Genomic DNA, 15,217 nt, shown 5'->3' with positions numbered 1-15,217 from the left:
CGTATGAGGTGCGAACCCGGGAACCCCTGAGTGACGAGTAGCATGCACCGCTTCTCGGTGGGCTGCGATCGGTTCCGGGCCAGGTGGGAGGTGTTGCATGGCAATGGATTTCGGCATGCTCCCACCGGAGATCAATTCGACTCGGATGTATACCGGCCCGGGCTCGGGGCCGATGTTGGCGGCGGCCGCCGCCTGGGACGACCTAGCGGCTCAACTGAACGCCACGGCGGCGAGCCAATCCTCGGTCGTCTCGGGATTGACGGCGGAGTGGCGCGGTTCCACCTCGGAGACCATGGTGGCCGCTACGGCGCCTTACACGGCGTGGATGAGCGGCGCGGCAAGCCGGGCCGAGCTGACGGCCGGCCAGGCCAGAGCCGCGGCCGCCGCGTACGAGGCCGCATTTGCGGCAACGGTGCCGCCGGCGTCGGTTGCGGCGAACCGTGCTCGGCTGCTGGCGCTGATCGCGACGAACTTCTTCGGTCAGAACACCCCGGCGATCATGGCCACCCAGGCCGAGTACCTGGAGATGTGGGCGCAGGATGCTGCCGCCATGTACGGGTATGCGGGGTCCTCGGCGGCCGCCGCGCTGGTTACCTCATTCGATCCGCCGCCCCAGACAACCAACCAGGCCGGTGCCGCGGGCCAGGCCGCGGCGGTCAGTCAGGCCACGAGCGCGGCGGCCGGCGCGCAGGCGACGCACCTGCCGCAGCTGATAGCGGCGACGCCGCAGGCCCTGCAAACCCTCGCCGCACCCATGCAGTCCGCGGCGCCGGCAGCGGCAGCCGATCCGCCATCACTGTTTTCGGCGCTCGACGGGTTCATCACGGGCCCGTTGTCCCCGGCGTCGCTGTTCACGATTCCCGGCGTTCCTTACCTTCTGGGCATACAGAGTTATCTGACGCCCCAGGCCGCCGCGAACTTGACCAGCGCGTCAGAGAATTACTCCAAAGCCCTGGCCAAGGCGGGTACCGCGGGAGTTCGCGTGGTCAGCGCGCCGGTATCGGCGGGAGTCGGCCGCGCGGGCTTGATCGGCGGATTGTCCGTGCCGCAGGGGTGGGCCTCGGCCGCGCCCGAGATCCGGACGATTGCCGCGACATTGCCCCAGAGCAGCCTCAGCACCGCTCCAGCGGCTCTCGCGTCCGACGGCCAGGGCAGCCTGGTCGGCAACATGGCCTTGTCCGGGTTGGCCGGCCGCGCAATTGGTGGAACCGGCGGGGCCGCGGCCCGTTCCGCTGGCATGGGCGGCGCCACACCCGCCCCCGCGGAGGCCACCACAGCCAACATTTTCGTGATCCACGAGGCGGCCGAATGATGACGACCTGTGCGACGTCACTGTCGGCGGCCGATGCCGCCAAGTCCCTCCAAGCGAATTGAGGAGGCCAGCAATGGATTACGGGGTGTTACCACCGGAGATCAATTCCGAGCGCATGTACGCGGGCCCCGGATCGGGATCGATGTTGACCGCCGCTGCGGCGTGGGATGAGCTTGCCGCGGAACTGCGTTCGATCGCGGCCTCCTATTCCTCAGTGATCTCGGGATTGACCACTGCGTGGCTGGGTCCTTCGTCGGCGAGGATGGCCGCCGCTGCCGCGCCGTACGCGGCATGGTTGAACGCGACGGCAGCGCAAGCCGAACAGAGCGGAATCCACGCCAGGGCGGCGGCGGGGGCCTACGAGGCCGCCTTCGCGGCCACCGTACCGCCACCCGTGATCGAAACGAACCGCGCTGAGCTCGAGTCGCTAATCGCCACAAACACTTTCGGTCAGAACACCGCGGCGATCGCGGCGAACGAAGCCCGATACGCCCGCATGTGGGCCCAGGATGCGGCAGCGATGTACGGCTATGCGGGTCAATCGGCAGCGGCCGCCGCACTGACGCCGTTCGATCCGCCCGCGCAAAATACCAACCCGGCCGGCACCGCGGGGCAGACCGCCGCCGTGAGCCAGGTTGCCGGCACCTCGGCCGGAACGAATAGCCAGGCCGTTTTGTCCCAGCTGACGTCCGCCACACCGAGCGCGCTGCGAAGTCTTGCGGCCCCCGCCGCGGTGAATCCGCCGTCGGCGTCCTCCCTGGCAAGTTTGCTCAGCAGCCTGGATTCCTCTCCGTTGGCGAAACTGGCTGGCAACGTCGAGCTGATACCGAAGGCAGTCCTGCCGGCCAACGACGTGCTGATCAGTACCATCATGGGATTAGTGATCGGCGCGCGGCATCTGGGCGATCTGACGGTCGCGGTGAAGGCCGCCACACCAGGTCTAGCGGCCGGACTGGGCTCAGCCGCACCGGCATTGGGATCGACGGTGTCGGCCACCGTCGGCCAAGCCGGCTTGGTGGGCGGATTGGCCGTTCCGCCGAGTTGGGCCGTCGCAACCCCGGCGATCAGGACAGTCGCCGCAGTGTTGTCGGGTACGTCCGAGGGCGCCGTCGCGGCGGCCACCGTGAGCGAGGGAAGCTTTTTCAGCGGTCTGGCGGTGGCGGGCATGGCCGGGGGTGCGCTCGGTGCCGCCCTTCCCCGCGCCCTACCTGGCGTCGGCGTCAAAGGGCGCAATCAGCCTGTCCAGGACGGGGCGAGCCTCAAAGACAGTGACTCGCCGGAGAACCTGCAACGGGTCGTGGCCGACATGGCCGAAAATCCGGGCAGTGTCCAGCACTGGCATACCGATCCCGACCACCTCGACGGCTTGCTGGACGAACTGCGAAAGAAACCGGGCACGCACGCGGTACACGTGAAGAACGGCAAGCCCCGAATTGCGCTACCCCACCAGTAAACGGCGCCATCCCGCAATTACCGCGCGGATGCGACGGCACTTCTTCTTCCCCGTCGATCAGTGGGTTCGTCATCGGACAACCAGTTGCCGACCGAGGCGCAGGCAATCATTCGGCGGTAGGAGTTGGGGAGGTATGGGCTGGTCCGCGATAAAGTTCGGCGCGCCTGGGGTATTCGGATCAAGCAGGAATGTGTGGGCCACTAGCGAAACCGGGTGATGCGATGAGCGACCTCTTACAACAGCTATACGACGGGTGGCACCCAGCGCTCTACGCGGCCATCAAGGCGCTGGCGCTGTTCCTCACCGCTGCAGCGGCTTTCCGACTGACGCTGCGGCGCACCATCGCTGAATTCACGCCGTTCGATTGGGTCACGGCTGTCGCAGTGGGCGCCATCGTGGGACGAACCGCGACGTCAGCCGGGACCGCATGGCTGACTGGGGCCGCCGCACTGCTGACTTTGATCGCCGCACATGACACTGTCGCGCGTCTGCGGTTCATTCCGTGGGTGCGCAGACTTGTTGATCCACCGATACGGGTGCTCATCCGCGACGGACAACTCGATGAGCGGAACCTGTTCCGTTGCAGACTAACTCGCGAGGACATGGATGCCATCTTGCGCCAGCACGGGCATCGAACGCCCGCCGACGTCCACCTCGCGCTGTTCGAGACCAAGGGAGTGGTCTCGGTCTTCGAACATCCCGGCACATCACAACCGTCGGCGTAGTGTCGGTATCTTGCGATCGCCCCGATGCGCGGGTTGAGCTTCGGAAGGGCATGGTGGCAGCGGCAAAGGCAGACGTCTTGTCCCTCACCGCATTCGAAGTCGGTCTGTTCGGCTGGATGGCCGACGGACTGGCCGGCGAATGTCTGGCTGATCCGGCGAGGCATCAAGGAGGCGATGTAGCCGGCTTCCGGCCAGCGGCCGTCGCCGATACCCGATGGCGGGTCAGGCCGAGACGGGCTTCTTCGCAGGCGCGGAAACCTTCATCAGCTTCATCAGGTTGCCGCCCATGATCTTGGCGATGTCCGCCTCGTCGAAGTCGGTGAGCTCGTCGACGAAGGAGATCGGGTCCTTCAGGCCCTCGGGGTGCGGCCAGTCGGAACCGAAGAGCACCCGGTCGGTGCCGACCATCTTGACGATCTCGGTGAACCGGTCCTCCCAGAACGGGGTGATGTAGACACAGCGCTTGAACGCCTCGACCGGGTCTTCGCTGAAGGACTGGGGCATCTTCTTGTAGACGCCCTTGAGGCCCTTGAACAGGTCGGGCACCCAGTCCGCGCCGTTCTCGATCGACAGGATCCGCAGCTCGGGGTTGCGGGACAACGCGCCATGGCACACCAGCGCGCCCATCGCGTCCAGGATCGGGCGGTGGCCCATCGCGAAGCTGCGGAACGCGGTCGGCTTGAACGGCAGGAACTCGTCGCCGGGTTCCCACACGTTCGCGAATTCGGAGTAGCCGCTGTCCGAGGCGTGCATCGAGACCGGGATCTCGGCCTTGATGCAGGCCTGCCAGAACGGATCGAACTCCTCGAGTCCGAACGACCGGCTGCCCTTGAAGCCCGGCACGGGCGCGGGGCGGACCAGCACGGTGCGGGCGCCGCGCTCCAGGCACCATTCGAGTTCCTCGAGCGCGCGCTCGACGATGGGAAGCGTGATGACCGGGGTGGCGAAGATGCGGTCCTGGTAGTTGAACGACCACTGCTCGTGCATCCATTGGTTGAGCGCGTGGATGACGTCGTGGGTCATCTCAGGGTCGTCCTTCATGCGCTCCTCGACCAGGCTGGCCAGGGTCGGGAACATCAGGGCGTAGTCGATGCCGAGCTCGTCCATCACCTCCAGCCGCGCGCCCGGTTCGCGGAAGGCGGGGATGGCCTTCATCGGCTCGCCGAGGATTTCGCGGTAGGTCTTGCCCTGCGCGCCGTTGCGGAAGTAGTCCTCCTGGGCGCCGGGGCGCGCTACCACCTCGAACGTCGGGTTGGGGATGTACTCGCTGATGTGGCCCCGCACCACGATCTTGGTGCGACCGCGGACCTGCACGTAGTCGATGACGTGCTTGCGGTTGTCCGGCAGGAACTTGGTCAGCGCCTCCTGCGGTTCGTACATGTGGTTGTCCGCGTCGAACACGGGGAAGGAAAGTTCGCGAGACGGCATGGCGATCTCCTCGGGAGAAGTCTTGGATTCTCTGCACGTGGTAATGACGTTACCACTTTCGCCTACCAAGGTGTACCGGCGTCTCAGGGGGTCGCGCGCAGGCCGGCCGTCGGCGTCCCTCCGTTGATGACGGCGAAATTGACGGTCGCCGTCGCGACGAGTTCGTCGTCGCCGTCGCCGTAGATGTCCACCTGCATCACCATCGCCCGCCGTCCGGACCGCAGCATTCGGGGCACCGCATACGCGCAGCCCTGCCGGATGGGGCGCAGGTAACGGATGAACAGGTCGGCGGTCGTCATCGTGGTGCCCGGCTGCAAGTGCTCCAGACCGAACTGCCCTCCCGCCACGTCGACGAGCGTCGCGATCAAGCCGCCCTGCAGCGCGCCGGACGTGTTGACGACGGCCGGACTGACGGGCATCGTCATCGCGAACTCGCCAGCGCGGGTGCCCGGCCGCATGCCGATCTGGGCGAACAGCTCGGTCAGCGAGGGAGTGGGCGATTCCTCATCGGTGTCGCGGATGCCGAGGGCGCGGCTGCAGAAGTCGTACAGTTGGCCCGCGTCGACAGGCGCTCCGTTCAATTCCGTTCCCAGCCAATGCAATCGCTGTGCGCCCATCACCGTCTGCATGACGATCGCGGCCGCCGCGCCGACGTCGACCCCCGGGTTGAAGACCCCCTCGGTGATGCCCTGCCCGACGATGTCGCGGATGAGCTGATGCAACGGGGAGAGCACGCGGGCGTAGTCGCGGGGGCGGGTCTCGGCCAGGTGCTGGTTGTAGAGCGTCAATGCGCGATTGAGGCTGTCCTGGGTGCTCGATTCCGGCTGCTGGCTGATGCGGTCGATGACGAGTTTCAACGCCGCGGTGCTGTCCAGCCCCTGGGTTTCGGCACGCCAGGCCTCCACCGAGTGGGCGATGGTCCGGTCGAACAGCGCCAGCAGCAATTCGTCCTTGCTGCTGAAATGCTGGTAGAAGGCGCGCAGCGACGTCTTCGAGCGGGCGACGACCTCCTGCACCGTGAAATCGGTGCGCCCGGTTTCGCCCAGGATCTCGACGGCTGTCTTGATGAACCGGTCGCCGCGCGTCACTTCGGCGTCGTCGCCAAGGTCGGTCATGAGCGCGTGGTCCTTCCTCGGCGCGGTATGCGGTTGAGAACGAGGTTACCGCGCGGTGCTGAAGGCGTTCATGCCTCGGGGCAGAAGATGCCGAGTATCTGTCGGGTGTCTCCGCGACGATTACGGCGAGACCGCGATGGACTTGGTTTCCAGGTAGCTGTCGATGCCCTCGGGCCCCAACTCGCGACCGTAGCCGCTGCCCTTGACGCCGCCGAAGGGAGCGAACGGGTCCATGGTGTAGCCCTGGTTGATTCCGAGGGTTCCGCTGCGCACCCGCGCTGCGATCGACAGAGCCCGGTCGGTGTCCGCTGTCCAGACGGAACCGGCAAGGCCGTAGTCGGAGTCGTTGGCGATGGCCACCGCGTAGTCCTCGTCGCGGTAAGGGATGACGGTGATCACCGGGCCGAAGATCTCTTCGCGCGCGATGCGCATGCTGTTGGCGGTGGAGGCGAACAGGGTGGGCGCGACATACCAGCCGCGGTCGAGCCCGTCCGGCATTGCGGTCCCGCCGGTGACGAGTTGTGCGCCTTCGTCCCGGCCGATCTGGATGTAGTCGCGCACGCGCTGCTGTTGGCGGCGGGACACCAGCGGGCCCAGCTGGGTGTCCGGATCGCTGGGATCGCCCACCCGCAGGGTGGTCATCTCCGCGGCCAGAGCTTCGACATACTCGTCGTGGCGGTGATGGGGGACCAGTACGCGGGTCAACGCGTTGCAGATTTGGCCACTGTTGGACAGGCTCGCCGAGCGCACGCCGGCCGCGACCGCCTCGGGTGCGGCGTCATCGAGGACGATGGCGGCCGATTTCCCGCCGAGCTCGAGACTGACCTTGGTGAGGTTCGCCGCGCACGCGGCCGCGACGGCCCGCCCGGCAGCGGTCGATCCGGTGAACGACACCTTGTCCACGCCGGGGTGGGACACCAGGAGTTCACCGACTGCACCATCACCGGGTAGGACGCTGACCACGCCCCGGGGCAGGTCGGCCTGGTCGAGCATCTCGGCCAAAAGTAATGCGTTCAAAGGGGATTCGGGAGCGGGCTTGAGCACGACGGAGCAGCCGGCGAGCAGCGCGGGCACCAATTTGGTGGTGATGAGGAACTGGGGCATGTTCCACGGCACGATCGCGGCGACCACGCCGACCGGTTCCTTGTGCACGTGGACGTCGGCGCCGAAGAAGCCGCGGCGGGTCTCCCGCCAGGAGTGCCGCTCGGCGAGGTCGCAAAATGCGCGCATCATCATCGCCGGCAAGCCGACTTGGGCGCGCTGGGCGAAGGTGATCGGGGCGCCGATCTCGGCCGAGATGACGCCGGCCATCTCCGCACGCCGACCGTCGTAGACGTCGACGAGTCGACGAATCGCCGCGATCCGTTCGGTGGGATCGGTTCGGCCCCAGGGCCCCGCATCCAGCGCTGCGTGTGCGGCCCCGACCGCAGCTTCGACGTCGGCCGGACCGGCGGCGGCCACTTCGGCGATGGGTTCCTCGGTGTGCGGGGAGATGACCTCGAATGTTTCTGCGTGCGCCAGCACGGAAGGGCTCGACGCAATTCGCGACCCATGGTCCTGCTCCATCGAAGACTCCCGTCGGCAATATCAACTACTTGTGATTATGCGGTCGAGCATATACCGTCGGCCTCGACGCAGTACCACGGAATCGCTGAAACACCGCCGCCGCGTGGCCATTCGGAGGAACCGACCGTCGGACGGCCCGGTGACATCGGACAGGAGCGCTCATGGCTCGATTCCCCAAGCCGCCGGAGGGCAGCTGGACGCAGCACTACCCCGAGTTGGGAACCGGGCCGGTCTCGTACGAAGATTCCATCAGCCCTCAGATCCACGAGCTGGAGCGCGAGGCCATCTTCAAGCGCGCCTGGCTCAATGTTGGGCGCGTCGACCAACTCTCGCGTACGGGCAGCTACTTCACCAAGGAGCTCAAGGCCGTCAACACCTCGATCATCCTGGTGCGCACGAAATCCGGGGAGGTCAAGGCGTACCACAACGTGTGCCGCCACCGGGGCAACAAGCTGGTATGGAACGACATGCCGCTCGAGGAGACCAGCGGTGTGTGCCGCCAGTTCACCTGCAAGTACCACGCGTGGCGGTACGACCTGGACGGCAACTTGACGTTCGTACAGCAGGAGGAGGAATTCTTCGACCTCGACAAGAGTCGCTACGGATTGGTACCGGTGCATTGCGACATCTGGGAAGGCTTCATCTTCGTCAACTTCGCCAGGGAACCCGAACAGCCGCTGCGGGAATTCCTCGGACCGATGGTCACCGCGCTGGAGGGATATCCGTTCGACAAGATGACGTCGCGCTGGTGTTACCGCTCGGAGGTGAAGGCGAACTGGAAGCTCTACATGGACGCGTTCCAGGAGTTCTATCACGCGCCGGTGCTGCACGCGAACCAGTCGCCGACCGCGTACTCAAAGGCGGCCGCCGAGGCCGGATTTGAGGCCCCGCACTACCGATTGGAAGGCCCGCACCGGTTGGTGAGCACCTCCGGGGTGCGGGCGTGGGAGATGTCGGCGGAGATGCGCAAGCCGATCGAGGACATCTGCCAGAGCGGCCTCTTCGGTCCCTGGGACAAACCGGACCTGGGGGAGATGCCCGCCGGGCTGAACCCGGCGAAATGCGATCCATGGGGGCTGGACTCCTTCCAGCTGTTCCCCAACTTCGTGATGCTGTTCTGGGGTCAGGGCTGGTATCTGACCTATCACTACTGGCCGACCTCCTTCAACTCCCACATTTTCGAGGGAACGTTGTATTTCCCCGAGCCGCGCACTCCGCGCGAGCGTGTCGCCCAGGAACTCGCGGCCGTCTCGTTCAAGGAGTACGGCCTGCAAGACGCCAACACGCTGGAGGCGACGCAGAGCATGATCGAGTCGCGGGTGGTCGATCGATTCCTACTCAACGACCAGGAAGTCCTGCTGCGGCACTTGCATAAGGAGACCGCGGCGTGGATCGATCAATACCGTCGGACCTCGACGGCGGGGGTGTGACCGCGGTGTCCTCCATGCTGCCCACCGAATTCGCCGACCTCGAGCAGTTCACGGACTGGTGCCTGCCTTCCGAGCCGGAGCGCTATGCCAAGAGGCTGGCGAGCACCATGACCGAGATGAAGGCGTTTTACGACGCGATCACGCCCCGGGCGGAAGAGGCCTTGAGTTACTGCGACAAGTTCTCCCTCGACGACCTGCCCGATGATGTCCTGAATCTGATGCACCTGCTGTATTCGATGATCATGGTGTCCTTTCCGGTGGAGTGCTGGAAGCAGCCCCGGGTGCCCGACTCCGGTGCGTCCACGCTGGATTGCGTGTCCGAGCCCGTTCCATGACCACCGTCCTGCGGGCGGCGCGGTGGGCCGACGTGGTCGGCGGCCAGGTTCGCTCACCGGCCCTGGTAGTGGTCGAGGGTGAGCGTATCGCCGCCGTCAATCCCGGAGGCGGCATGCCGGATTCGGCCACCGTCATCGACCTGGGAGACGTGACGCTGCTGCCGGGCCTGATGGACATGGAACTCAACCTGCTGATCGGCGGGCCCGGCGGACCCGAGGGTCTGCCGTCACCGATGCACGGTGTCCAAGACGACCCCGCCTATCGCACCTTGCGCGGCGCGGTCAATGCGCGCACCACCCTGGAGGCGGGTTTCACCACCGTGCGCAACCTGGGTTTGATGGTCAAGACGGGCGGCTACCTGCTCGACGTTGCGCTGCAGCGGGCCATCGACCAGGGCTGGTACGCCGGCCCGCGGATCTACCCCGCCGGTCACGCCGTCACTCCGTACGGCGGGCACCTGGACCCGACGGTGTTCCAGCGACTCGCCCCGGGAATCATGCCGCTGTCGATAGCGGAGGGCATCGCCAACGGCGTCCCGGACGTGATCGCCTGCGTTCGCTACCAGATTCGCCACGGGGCCAAGCTGATCAAGGTCTCGGCGTCGGGCGGGGTGATGTCCCACAGCACGGCCCCGGGCGCCCAGCAATACTCCGACGCGGAATTCGCCGCGATCGCCGACGAAGCCCACCGCGCTGGGGTGCGGGTGGCCGCGCACGCCGTCGGCGACACCGCGATCCAAGCCTGCATCCGCGCCGGGATCGACTGCATCGAACACGGATTTCTGGCCAGTGACGAGACGATCCAGATGATGGTCGATCACGGCACCTTCCTGGTCTCCACCACGTACCTGACCGAGGCGATGGCGGTCGACCGGATCGCACCGGAGCTACGCAGGAAGGCCGAAGAGGTGTTTCCGCGCGCCAAGGCCATGCTGCCCAAGGCCATCGCCGCCGGAGTGCGGATCGCCTGCGGCACCGACGCGCCCGCGATCCCGCACGGCCAGAACGCCAAGGAGCTCGGCGCGCTGGTAAAGCGTGGCATGAGTCCCATGCAGGCGATCCGGTCGGCGACCTTGGTGGCGGCCGAGCTCATCGAAGCCGACGGCGAGCTCGGCCGGCTCGCCCCCGGCTACCTCGCCGACATCATCGCCGTGCCCGGCGATCCCGCTCAGGACATCGACACCACACTGGAGGTGTCATTCGTCATGAAGGGCGGCCAGATCTACAAGCAGGGAGCCGAGCATGGAACTCACCGATAACCTCCTGTGGCTGCTCAAGCAGGCGTTCTACTATTCGCTGACCACGATCAACGACGCGATGCGGGTGCACGGTGTCAGCACCGCCCAGATCGGTGTGTTGCGCCAACTCGCCAACGAACCGGGCCTGTCCGGCGCCGAACTCGCGCGCCGCCTGCTGATCAGCCCGCAGGGGGTGCAGCTCGCCCTGACCTCCCTGGAACGCCGCGGCCTGGTGGAGAGAAAACGAGACCCCCAGCACGGCCGCATCCTGCAGGCCTACCTCACCGGCGAGGGGCGCAACGTCGCCGCGACGGTCGTCACCGACGCGATCGCCGCGCACGAGAAGGTGTTCGGCGTCCTCAGCGTTCAGGAGCAACAAACCCTGCGTGAGCTGCTCGGCCGCGTCGTCGAAAAGGGCACCGGCCATGAGCTTTTCAATGACCACGTCGAGAACTAGGGCTAGTCTCTAGTACTTGATATCAATGGCAAGTACTTGATACTGTTCGGGGGATGTCAGAACCCACAGCGGCCACCGGGGCGGGGCCGCGCGATACCGACGGGGTCGTGACCGAGGAAGTGACCATAGAGCTGGACCGGCGCGCCACCACGGTGGCCTACAGTGCGGGCGACACCCTGCTGCAGACGGCCCGCATGGCCGGCTTGGCGGCGCCATCGTCGTGCGAAACCGGTTCCTGCGCAACGTGCATGGCGCGTCTGACGCACGGGAGCGCGCGGATGCTCAACAATGACGCACTCGACGACGAGGAGGTCGACGACGGCTGGGTGCTGACCTGCCAGGCCCTGCCGACGAGCAGGACCGTGCGGGTGGTCTACGAGTGAACATGCAGGAGAGCAATCGCGATGGAACGTCGTCTGTGAGCCGGGTAGCCGTGGTGACGGGCGGCGCCTCGGGTATGGGCGAAGCCACCTGTCACGAACTGGGCCGGCGCGGACACAGGGTCGCCGTCCTCGACGTCAACGAGCAAGCGGCGCAACGTGTCACCGAAGATCTGCGTGCCGAGGGCGTCGCCGCGATCGGCGTAGGAGCCGATGTCACCGACCGGCCCGCGCTGGAGCAGGCTTTCGCGAAGACCCGCGGCGCGTTGGGTCCGATCACGGTGTTGGTGACCAGCGCCGGGCTTTTCGGATTCTCGGCCTTCACCGACATCACCGCCGAGTCGTGGGCGCGGATCATCGACGTCAACCTGACCGGCACGTTCCATTGCTGCCAACTCGCGCTCCCGGACATGGTCGACGCCAAATGGGGCAGGATCGTGATGATCTCGTCGTCGAGCGCTCAACGCGGCTCACCGTTCGCCGCTCATTACGCGGCGGCCAAAGGCGGGGTGATCACGTTGACCAAGTCGCTGGCCCGCGAATACGCTCCGCACGGAATCACGATCAACAACATCCCGCCGTCGGGCATCGAAACGCCGATGCAGCACCAGGGCCAGGCCGCCGGCTATCTGCCGCCCAACGAGCAGATCGCCGCCAACATCCCGTTGGGTTACCTGGGCACGGGGGCCGACGTCGCCGCGGCGGTCGGGTTCCTGTGCTCGGAGGAAGCCAGGTTCATCACGGGCCAGGTCTTGGGCGTCAACGGCGGCGCCGTGTTGTGACGTCGATCAGGAGGTTTCGATGACCCGATCAGGCAGGCCCCCGGAGGGGTCCTGGACCGAACACTATCCCGAGCTGGGCACCGGCCCAGTGTCGTTCGGCGACTCCACGTCGCCGGAGTTCTACGAACTCGAACGCGAAGCGATCTTCAAACGCGCCTGGCTGAACGTCGCCCGGGTGGAGGAGCTGCCTCGCGCCGGCAGCTACCTGACCAAAGAGATCGAGGTGGCCCGCACTTCGGTCATCGTGGTGAAGGGGCGAGACGAGCGCATCCGGGCCTTCTACAACGTCTGCCGCCACCGGGGAAACAAGCTGGTGTGGAACGACTTTCCCGCCCAGGAGACGCGGGGCACCTGCCGCCAGTTCACCTGCAAGTACCACGGGTGGCGCTACGACCTCGAGGGTGCCCTGACATTCGTGCAGCAGGAATCCGAATTCTTCGACCTCGACCCGTCCGAGTATGGACTGCGACCCGTGCACTGTGACGTCTGGAACGGGTTCATCTTCATCAACCTCGACGCCGAACCGCGGCAGAGCTTGCGCGAATTCCTGGGGCCCATGGTCACCGGGCTCGACGGTTACCCGTTCGGCAAGTTGACCGAACGTTACGAGTGGGTGGCACATAACAACAGCAACTGGAAGATCTTCGCCGACGCGTTTCAGGAGTACTACCACGTACCCTCGCTGCATCCCCAACAAGTGCCCCCCGACGTGCGCGACCCCAACGCTGGATTCACCTGTGGGCACTTCCAACTCGACGGTCCGCACCGACTCGTGTCGACCGCCGGCCGGCGACGGTGGCTGCTGCCGCCGGAGTACATGTATCCGATCGAGCGCGCCACCCAGAGCGGGCTGGCCGGGCCGTGGCGCACGCCGGATATCGGAGACCTACCTCCCGGCCTCAACCCGGGCGGCATCGAGCCCTGGGGCATCAGCAATTTCCAGATCTTCCCCAACATCGAGATATTGATCTACGGCGGCTGGTACCTGCTCTACCGCTATTGGCCCACCTCGCACAATACCCATCGCTTCGAGGCCTACACCTACTTTCACCCCGCCCGCAGCGTGCGGGAACGCATCGAACACGAAGTGGCGTCGGTAGTGCTCAAGGAATTCGCGCTGCAGGACGCGGGGATGCTCGGTGGTACACAGGCCGCGCTGGAGTACGGGATCGTCGACGACTTCCCCCTCAACGACCAAGAGATCCTGGTGCGCCATCTGCACAAGGTCGTCGCCGACTGGGTCGATGCCTACCGCAGCGAACACGCTCCGGCGCCGGCGGGGGTTTGATCGCATGCCAGATGCCATGCTGTCCAGCGCATTCAGCGAACTCGAGAAGTTCGCCCCACGGTGGTGCCTGGCTACCGAAACCGAACGCTGGAACGCCAGGATCACCAGCACGATGCCCGAGATGCACGAGTTCTACGACGCGTTCTTCCCGCGCCTCGAAGAGGCCATCGAATACTGCGACAAGTTCCCACTGGACAACGTGCCCGACGACGCGCTGAACCTGCTGCGCATGATCTATTCGTTGATCATGGTGGCAATGGCCGTGGAGATCATGCATCAACCCGCGCCCGTCAGCGCCGCCGACGCGGTCATGATCCGCACCGTCGAGCCGGTGCCCTGACGGCGGCCTCCAACATCATGGCCAGAAAGGACAGACCATGGGTCTGCTCACCATCAACAAGCTCACCGCGTCCGTCGGCGCGGAAGTCACCGGCCTCGATCCGGCCCGGCTGGCCTCCGGCGACCCGGTCGGTCAGGCGATCCTGGATGCGTTGGAGGACAACGGAGTTCTGGTCCTCCGCGGTCTGCACCTCGACCCAGACATCCAGGTCGATTTCTGTCGTCTACTGGGTGAGGTCGACCATTCCGCCGACGGCCATCACCCGGTCGCCGGCATTTATCCCATCTCGCTGAACCCGGCCAAGAACTCCTCGGCGGAGATCTTGAAGGCCACGTTCGACTGGCACATCGATGGCTGCACGCCGCTCGGCGACGAGTGCCCGCAGAAGGCCACCGTCCTGTCGGCCGTGCAGGTCGCCGAATGGGGCGGCGAAACGGAATTCGCCAACTCCTATGCCGCCTACGACGAACTGACCGCCGAGGAGAAGGACCGCTTCGGGGCGCTCCGCGTCGTGCACTCCCTGGAAGCCTCGCAGCGGCGCGTCCACCCAGACCCCACGCCAGAACAGCTGGCCCGCTGGCGATCCCGGCGCACGCACGAGCACCCGTTGGTGTGGACGCACCGCAGCGGCCGCAAGTCGCTGGTGCTGGGCGCTTCGGCCGACTACGTGGTGGGCATGGATCTCGAGGAGGGCCGAACGCTGCTCGAGGCGTTACTCGCGCGGGCCACCGGAGCGGACAAGGTGTACAGCCACCACTGGGCGGTGGGGGACACCGTCATCTGGGACAACCGCGGGGTGCTCCACCGCGCGGCCCCATACGATCCCACCTCACAGCGGGAGATGCTGCGCACGACCGTGCTCGGCGATGAACCGATCCGATAGCACCAAACCGGTCCGTCGTGCGCGCCGGCTATGGCACGGTTGGCAGGTGCTGAGATACGCGCTGACCGTCGCGGCAACCGTCCTGGGCGGCGCCGCGGCCATCCCGTTCGCCCCGCCGGCCGCCGCGGACCAGGACAACTACGTGGCCTTCCTGTCCCCGTCACGCAACATCAGCTGCGAGATCAACTATCAGCGTCGCGGCATCCCCGACGAGACATTCTGCTTCACCCTGGCGCCGCCGGCTTCGGTAAGCATGGACACCGCTGGAACCCTCTCCCGCTGCACGGGCGAAAGCTGCCTGGCCAATCCGGCGGAGGGGACCCCGATCCTCGGTTATGGCCAGACGCGGGGAGCCGGCCCGTTCACGTGCCGGTCGGAGAGCGGTGGGGTGACGTGCACGGTGGCCTCGGGGAGCGGCTTCACCGTCTCGAGTTCGGGAATCGCTCCGGTCGGGTGACGGCTGCGCGCGCAGCCCCGGGCCTGGC

At 66.3% G+C, this 15,217-nt stretch carries 15 protein-coding genes and 1 pseudogene; 13 read left to right on the top strand and 3 right to left on the bottom strand.

The window, feature by feature from the left end:
* Window positions 1-103 precede the first annotated feature (103 nt).
* The 3 genes from AWC03_RS03555 (at window position 104) to AWC03_RS03545 (ending at window position 3,490) form a co-directional block, all read left to right on the top strand.
* Window positions 104-1,312 (top strand): PPE family protein, encoded by a 1,209-nt coding sequence (locus tag AWC03_RS03555; protein ID WP_085239139.1) that lies wholly within the window; start codon window positions 104-106, stop codon window positions 1,310-1,312.
* Between the two features lie 73 nt (window positions 1,313-1,385).
* Complete coding sequence (locus AWC03_RS03550; RefSeq protein ID WP_085239138.1) at window positions 1,386-2,765, top strand: PPE family protein; 1,380 nt, start codon at window positions 1,386-1,388, stop codon at window positions 2,763-2,765.
* Between the two features lie 221 nt (window positions 2,766-2,986).
* A complete protein-coding gene (locus AWC03_RS03545; RefSeq protein ID WP_085239137.1) occupies window positions 2,987-3,490 on the top strand; it encodes a DUF421 domain-containing protein in 504 nt (167 codons plus the stop codon).
* A gap of 222 nt (window positions 3,491-3,712) precedes the next feature.
* On the opposite strand, the gene AWC03_RS03540 is transcribed toward AWC03_RS03545, so the two are convergent.
* From AWC03_RS03540 to AWC03_RS03530, 3 genes are all read right to left on the bottom strand, one after another.
* Window positions 3,713-4,918 carry an amidohydrolase family protein gene (locus AWC03_RS03540; protein ID WP_085239136.1) on the bottom strand — a complete coding sequence of 402 codons (1,206 nt, stop codon included), beginning with the start codon at window positions 4,916-4,918 and terminating at the stop codon, window positions 3,713-3,715.
* Window positions 4,919-5,001: 83 nt separating this feature from the next.
* A complete protein-coding gene (locus AWC03_RS03535) occupies window positions 5,002-6,033 on the bottom strand; it encodes a hotdog fold thioesterase (RefSeq protein ID WP_085239135.1) in 1,032 nt (343 codons plus the stop codon).
* Window positions 6,034-6,153: 120 nt separating this feature from the next.
* Window positions 6,154-7,599 carry an aldehyde dehydrogenase gene (locus AWC03_RS03530; RefSeq protein WP_085239134.1) on the bottom strand — a complete coding sequence of 482 codons (1,446 nt, stop codon included), beginning with the start codon at window positions 7,597-7,599 and terminating at the stop codon, window positions 6,154-6,156.
* Window positions 7,600-7,760: 161 nt separating this feature from the next.
* Here AWC03_RS03530 and AWC03_RS03525 point away from each other — a divergent pair, with 161 nt between their 5' ends.
* The 10 genes and pseudogenes from AWC03_RS03525 (at window position 7,761) to AWC03_RS03480 (ending at window position 15,189) form a co-directional block, all read left to right on the top strand.
* Window positions 7,761-9,029, top strand: coding sequence for an aromatic ring-hydroxylating oxygenase subunit alpha (locus AWC03_RS03525; RefSeq protein ID WP_085239133.1), 1,269 nt, complete (start codon window positions 7,761-7,763; stop codon window positions 9,027-9,029).
* Between the two features lie 14 nt (window positions 9,030-9,043).
* Window positions 9,044-9,364 (top strand): hypothetical protein, encoded by a 321-nt coding sequence (locus tag AWC03_RS03520; protein WP_090421598.1) that lies wholly within the window; start codon window positions 9,044-9,046, stop codon window positions 9,362-9,364.
* Window positions 9,361-10,623, top strand: a complete 1,263-nt coding sequence (locus AWC03_RS03515; protein ID WP_085239132.1) for a metal-dependent hydrolase family protein — start codon at window positions 9,361-9,363, stop codon at window positions 10,621-10,623. The genes AWC03_RS03520 and AWC03_RS03515 overlap by 4 nt, the downstream gene beginning before the upstream one ends.
* Window positions 10,607-11,059, top strand: coding sequence for a MarR family winged helix-turn-helix transcriptional regulator (locus AWC03_RS03510; protein WP_085239131.1), 453 nt, complete (start codon window positions 10,607-10,609; stop codon window positions 11,057-11,059). Before AWC03_RS03515 ends, AWC03_RS03510 begins: the two co-directional genes overlap by 17 nt.
* A 116-nt stretch (window positions 11,060-11,175) precedes the next feature.
* Window positions 11,176-11,442 (top strand): annotated as a pseudogene (locus AWC03_RS03505) (2Fe-2S iron-sulfur cluster-binding protein); the annotation flags it as partial.
* Between the two features lie 2 nt (window positions 11,443-11,444).
* A complete protein-coding gene (locus AWC03_RS03500) occupies window positions 11,445-12,221 on the top strand; it encodes an SDR family NAD(P)-dependent oxidoreductase (protein WP_211279204.1) in 777 nt (258 codons plus the stop codon).
* A 19-nt stretch (window positions 12,222-12,240) separates the two neighbouring features.
* Window positions 12,241-13,509, top strand: a complete 1,269-nt coding sequence (locus AWC03_RS03495) for an aromatic ring-hydroxylating oxygenase subunit alpha (protein WP_085239129.1) — start codon at window positions 12,241-12,243, stop codon at window positions 13,507-13,509.
* A 4-nt stretch (window positions 13,510-13,513) separates the two neighbouring features.
* On the top strand, window positions 13,514-13,849 hold the full coding sequence (locus AWC03_RS03490) for a hypothetical protein (protein ID WP_085239128.1): 336 nt from the start codon (window positions 13,514-13,516) through the stop codon (window positions 13,847-13,849).
* A gap of 37 nt (window positions 13,850-13,886) precedes the next feature.
* Complete coding sequence (locus tag AWC03_RS03485) at window positions 13,887-14,732, top strand: TauD/TfdA dioxygenase family protein (RefSeq protein WP_085239127.1); 846 nt, start codon at window positions 13,887-13,889, stop codon at window positions 14,730-14,732.
* Window positions 14,716-15,189, top strand: a complete 474-nt coding sequence (locus AWC03_RS03480; RefSeq protein WP_249025819.1) for a hypothetical protein — start codon at window positions 14,716-14,718, stop codon at window positions 15,187-15,189. Before AWC03_RS03485 ends, AWC03_RS03480 begins: the two co-directional genes overlap by 17 nt.
* Window positions 15,190-15,217 lie beyond the last annotated feature (28 nt).

The organism is Mycobacterium europaeum, assembly GCF_002102155.1.
Taxonomy (GTDB): Bacteria; Actinomycetota; Actinomycetes; order Mycobacteriales; family Mycobacteriaceae; genus Mycobacterium; species Mycobacterium europaeum.
This window is presented reverse-complemented; position numbering and strand designations above follow the sequence as displayed.

What these genes read in the sequence shown, in the direction of transcription:
- AWC03_RS03555 (WP_085239139.1), top strand. Translation starts at nt 104, where the DNA reads ATGGATTTCGGCATGCTCCCACCGGAGATCAATTCGACTCGGATGTAT.
- AWC03_RS03550 (WP_085239138.1), top strand. Translation starts at nt 1,386, where the DNA reads ATGGATTACGGGGTGTTACCACCGGAGATCAATTCCGAGCGCATGTAC.
- AWC03_RS03545 (WP_085239137.1), top strand. Translation starts at nt 2,987, where the DNA reads ATGAGCGACCTCTTACAACAGCTATACGACGGGTGGCACCCAGCGCTC.
- AWC03_RS03540 (WP_085239136.1), bottom strand. Translation starts at nt 4,918, where the DNA reads ATGCCGTCTCGCGAACTTTCCTTCCCCGTGTTCGACGCGGACAACCAC.
- AWC03_RS03535 (WP_085239135.1), bottom strand. Translation starts at nt 6,033, where the DNA reads ATGACCGACCTTGGCGACGACGCCGAAGTGACGCGCGGCGACCGGTTC.
- AWC03_RS03530 (WP_085239134.1), bottom strand. Translation starts at nt 7,599, where the DNA reads ATGGAGCAGGACCATGGGTCGCGAATTGCGTCGAGCCCTTCCGTGCTG.
- AWC03_RS03525 (WP_085239133.1), top strand. Translation starts at nt 7,761, where the DNA reads ATGGCTCGATTCCCCAAGCCGCCGGAGGGCAGCTGGACGCAGCACTAC.
- AWC03_RS03520 (WP_090421598.1), top strand. Translation starts at nt 9,044, where the DNA reads ATGCTGCCCACCGAATTCGCCGACCTCGAGCAGTTCACGGACTGGTGC.
- AWC03_RS03515 (WP_085239132.1), top strand. Translation starts at nt 9,361, where the DNA reads ATGACCACCGTCCTGCGGGCGGCGCGGTGGGCCGACGTGGTCGGCGGC.
- AWC03_RS03510 (WP_085239131.1), top strand. Translation starts at nt 10,607, where the DNA reads ATGGAACTCACCGATAACCTCCTGTGGCTGCTCAAGCAGGCGTTCTAC.
- AWC03_RS03500 (WP_211279204.1), top strand. Translation starts at nt 11,445, where the DNA reads ATGCAGGAGAGCAATCGCGATGGAACGTCGTCTGTGAGCCGGGTAGCC.
- AWC03_RS03495 (WP_085239129.1), top strand. Translation starts at nt 12,241, where the DNA reads ATGACCCGATCAGGCAGGCCCCCGGAGGGGTCCTGGACCGAACACTAT.
- AWC03_RS03490 (WP_085239128.1), top strand. Translation starts at nt 13,514, where the DNA reads ATGCCAGATGCCATGCTGTCCAGCGCATTCAGCGAACTCGAGAAGTTC.
- AWC03_RS03485 (WP_085239127.1), top strand. Translation starts at nt 13,887, where the DNA reads ATGGGTCTGCTCACCATCAACAAGCTCACCGCGTCCGTCGGCGCGGAA.
- AWC03_RS03480 (WP_249025819.1), top strand. Translation starts at nt 14,716, where the DNA reads ATGAACCGATCCGATAGCACCAAACCGGTCCGTCGTGCGCGCCGGCTA.